We start from the raw sequence: 4,049 nt of genomic DNA on the forward strand, positions 1-4,049 counted from the left end.
CTTTCAGCGCTAGTGGATAAAATCATCCGTGCACCCCGTTACACGGATCTTTCCGCAGAGGCCTCTCAGATGGCGATGCTGGCGGAGCAGATCCAGACTGGAGAAGACCTGAATGAGGATGGTGATATCAGCTGGGAAGATAATGAGCCCGGTCTAAATCAGGCTATGAAATATGTGAATTACCTGCTTCAGAAAGAAGCCGCTTATAAAGACGAATAAAGGCTTTGAAGCCTGCTCCTCAAATGACCGGTTTAGTTTTAACTGAACCGGTTTTTTGAATACTTTTTATGATGTTGCTCAAAAGGGCACTTTTTAAGTAGGTTTTTTTTGGTAACAATGTGTAATAATGCGCTTCATTATTTACCTTCAAAGCCTACCCCCGTTATAGAGTGCCACCGCTATGTTATTAAATTCTCTGCGCAATAAAGCGCTTTTCTTTAGTGGGATCTGTATCGCGTTCCTGCTGGTGCAGGTCGTTATGTTGCGCAGTGAAAGTCACCATGTGATTGAGCAGGTGGAATCGCTGGAGAAAGAGCGTATTCCCCAGCTGAACAAGGCTCATGATATGCAGGTTGCTGTTATCCAGGTTCAGCAGTGGCTGACCGATATCAGTGCGACCCGTGCACAGGATGGACTGAATGATGGCTTTGATGTGGCTGAAGAGAATGCAGCGTTATTCCGCACGCGCCTGAAGGAGATGATGGCGCTGGATAGTGATAATGCAGATGCCTACCGTAAGCTGCTGCCGATATTTGAAACTTATTATGCAACAGGTAAAAAGATGGCCCAGGGTTATATCGATGGAGGCCCGGCTACAGGTAATCAATTGATGGGTGAATTTGACGGCGCCGCCAGTGCAATTTATGAGCATATTGGCGATTTGATGAAAACACAGGATGCCCGTACACAGAACGCACTGTCCGCTGCTTTGCAGAAAGCGAAACAATCTCAGTGGACCAGCATGCTTTTTTCTGCTCTTTTGGCGGGGCTGATTGTATTGCTGTTAAGTGGGTTGCGTTTCTTTGTCCTGTTGCCCATTAATAAGATGTATCACATGGTAGAAGACTTGGGTAAAGGGGATGGCGACCTGTCTAAGCGTTTGTCGGAAAACCGCAAAGATGAGATCGGTGATCTGGCGCGTTCTTTTAATCATTTTCTGGTGAAAACCGATCAGACCGTTGCCAATGTGATGAAGTCTGTTGTGCGCCTGATTCCGATGGCAGATGAATTATCCAATACCAATGAGCATGTTCAGGACCGGATTCTGAAACAGAACGAGCAGAGTAAGAAGGTGCACAGCGGTATGCTGTCTACTCAGGATGCTGCGCAGTCGGTTTCTTCTGCTGTTGAGCGTATCTCGGCGGCATCGGATCAGGGGTATCAACGTGTGGGTCATGGGCTGGATGTTGTTAAGGAATCCAGTATCAATATGGAGCGCCTTGCCGAGCGCGTTTCCAGTGCTGAGGGTACGATTAACCGTCTGCAGGAGAGCAGCGACCGTATCGAGGGTGTGATTGACGTGATCGGTACCATCGCTGAACAGACCAACTTGCTGGCACTGAATGCTGCCATCGAGGCCGCCCGTGCCGGCGAAGCCGGTCGCGGCTTTGCTGTTGTAGCGGATGAAGTTCGTTCACTGGCAGGTAAAACCCATGACTCAACCCTTGAAGTACAGTCGATGGTTGAAGCGATCCGCAACGAAACGGCCAGTGTGGTCAGTATTATGCGCCAGAGTGTTGATGCGGCAAAAGACAGTAAAGAGTTGGTAGAGGCGAGCCGCACCAGCCTGGAAGAGATTAACGAAGCGATCGTTCATATCCGCAGCTGTTCTGAAGAGATATTGGCGGCGCTGCAGATTCAGAATACTAACTTTTCAGAAGTGAGCACCAACATCAATCTGATGGATGAGTACTTCAACGAGACACTGTCGTCTGGCCAGCTGACGTTCAGTTTTGGTGATGACCTGAAGAAGATGAGCGCTAAGTTACAGGATATGATGGCCACCTTTAAAGTGACCGATAAAACCTGGAGCACCAGACGCCGTGAAAAACCACGGGTACATGAGGAAGCTGAACTCTTCTGATTTTTACTTTCTCTGATGCATAAAAAAGAGCCGCAGGTCGGCTCTTTTTTATGCCTCTGTCCCGTCCTGAATAAGGCTGACACATTTTCTCTCCTAAACTGAAGAAATATGATGACCACTTATCTGAAGCGTACCCAGCGTGATTACTCTCTTGTCTATAAATTGGCCGTTTTGACCAGACTGAAAAAAGGCGAAACGACCTATAAACAAGCATAGGCACATTACAGTATTGCCGTCAGGCTTGGTATCAGTACTTCTATCGAGGTCTAGAGTGTAAGGGCTTCGAATATAGGGTTCTTGAGTACGTGCTGAATCTGCGTATCCGTCATCCGAGGCTCAGTTCCCTCAAATCGTGGGTTACTCACCGATGACAGATGGATATGACGGTTATCAGAATGCACTGGTAGAGCATGTGAACGGCATCCTGAAGCAGGAATATCTGACCCCAAAGCCAAGAGATCTTGAAGAATCGAAAGCAATGGCGAAAGAAGCGGTCATGCTTTACCGTCAGCAATACCCTTATCATCCTCTGAAAAACAAAACGCCCGATGAGGTTCATCGGGCGCTGTAAAAGAAGGTCAACCTGTATCAGAACTAAACAGAGCGGGAATTTACTCAGCGTCGTGCATTTTTGCAGCCTGAAGGGTGTTTTCCAGCAGTGCGGCGCGAGTCATAGGGCCAACACCGCCCGGAACCGGAGTGATCCAGCTGGCACGCGCAGCAGCAGGTTCAAACTCAACATCGCCCACTAGCTTGCCATCTTCCTGACGGTTGATACCCACATCAATAACGATAGCGCCTTCCTTAACCCATTCGCCTTTAACCAGTCCCGGCTTGCCTACGGCAACAACCAGTACGTCAGCTTCAGACACTTCTTTCTGCAGATTTTTGGTGAAACGGTGCGTAACGGTAACGGTGCAGCCTGCCAGTAGCAGTTCCAGAGCCATTGGGCGGCCAACAATATTGGATGCGCCAACGATGGTTGCTTTCAGGCCGTGCATATCGACACCAGTGCTTTCCAGCAAGGTTATGATGCCCTTAGGTGTGCATGGGCGCAGTACCGGAAGGCGCTGAGCCAGACGGCCCAGGTTGTACGGGTGGAAACCGTCAACGTCTTTATTCGGCTGGATGCGTTCCAGAATGAGGTCGGAATCCAGATGCGCAGGCAGAGGCAGCTGTACCAGAATACCGTCAACCTCAGGGTTGTTGTTCAGGTCGTCTACCAGCTTCAGCAGCTCATCCTGAGAGGTTGTTGCAGGCATGTCATAGGAGAAAGATTTAAAGCCGGCTTTTTCGCAATCAGCCTTCTTATTACGTACATATACTTCAGACGCCGGATCTTCGCCGACAAGTACCACGGCCAGACCGGGAACGCGCTGATTGTTATCTACGCGTTGCTGTACTTTTTCAGAGATAGAATCACGGATGTTTTGCGCAATCTGTTTGCCATCAATAATTTTGGCGTTCATCGTTTGGAGGTGCTCCTGCCCATGCTGTGTGACTGATATATCTATTTTCGCATGTTCCCCGTTGCGGGGGAATATCCAAGGCTAATGTCTTGTATCTAAATGAAAAACTTAAATTTTTTTTAAAATTAGTGTTGACGAGCTTTTCGGAGGTGTATAAAATGCGCCCCATGTTGAGACGGCCTCTCATTGAAGCCATCAAAGCATGTGTTAGTCGAAAGTAAGTCGGGATATAGCGCAGTCTGGTAGCGCGCCTGCTTTGGGAGCAGGATGTCGGGGGTTCGAATCCCTCTATCCCGACCATTTTTGGACTTGTAACGCGCCTATAGCTCAACCGGATAGAGCAACGGCCTTCTAAGCCGTAGGTTGCAGGTTCGAGTCCTGCTGGGCGCGCCAGTGTTCAGTTTCGGCTAGTTAGCTGAATGTTTATGCATTTAGTTTCGGCGGTGAGCGTAGCTCAGTTGGTAGAGCCCCGGATTGTGATTCCGGTTGTCGTGGGT

General features: G+C 49.0%; 3 protein-coding genes, 2 tRNA genes and 1 pseudogene. 5 read left to right on the forward strand and 1 reads right to left on the reverse strand.

All coding sequences use genetic code 11. The annotated features are described in order from the left end of the window. The 3 genes and pseudogenes from AC4GL5_RS17130 to AC4GL5_RS17140 all read left to right on the forward strand — a co-directional run. Positions 1–219: hypothetical protein (locus AC4GL5_RS17130; RefSeq protein WP_490384023.1), on the forward strand; the 219-nt coding region annotated here is incomplete at its 5' end. Between the two features lie 181 nt (positions 220–400). After that, positions 401–2,083, forward strand: a complete 1,683-nt coding sequence (locus tag AC4GL5_RS17135; protein WP_490384024.1) for a methyl-accepting chemotaxis protein — start codon at positions 401–403, stop codon at positions 2,081–2,083. A gap of 367 nt (positions 2,084–2,450) precedes the next feature. Beyond that, a pseudogene (locus AC4GL5_RS17140) lies at positions 2,451–2,654 on the forward strand (integrase core domain-containing protein); the annotation flags it as partial. 40 nt (positions 2,655–2,694) lie between these two features. Here AC4GL5_RS17140 and folD read toward each other — a convergent pair. Beyond that, complete coding sequence (gene folD / locus AC4GL5_RS17145) at positions 2,695–3,552, reverse strand: bifunctional methylenetetrahydrofolate dehydrogenase/methenyltetrahydrofolate cyclohydrolase FolD (RefSeq protein ID WP_490384025.1); 858 nt, start codon at positions 3,550–3,552, stop codon at positions 2,695–2,697. 223 nt (positions 3,553–3,775) lie between these two features. On the opposite strand from folD, the gene AC4GL5_RS17150 reads away from it, so the two are divergent. Together AC4GL5_RS17150 and AC4GL5_RS17155 are read left to right on the forward strand one after the other, a co-directional pair. Continuing rightward, a tRNA-Pro gene (locus AC4GL5_RS17150) sits at positions 3,776–3,852 on the forward strand. A gap of 16 nt (positions 3,853–3,868) precedes the next feature. Continuing rightward, a tRNA-Arg gene (locus AC4GL5_RS17155) sits at positions 3,869–3,945 on the forward strand. Positions 3,946–4,049: the final 104 nt, after the last annotated feature.

The organism is Oceanospirillum sp. (genome assembly GCF_982874595.1).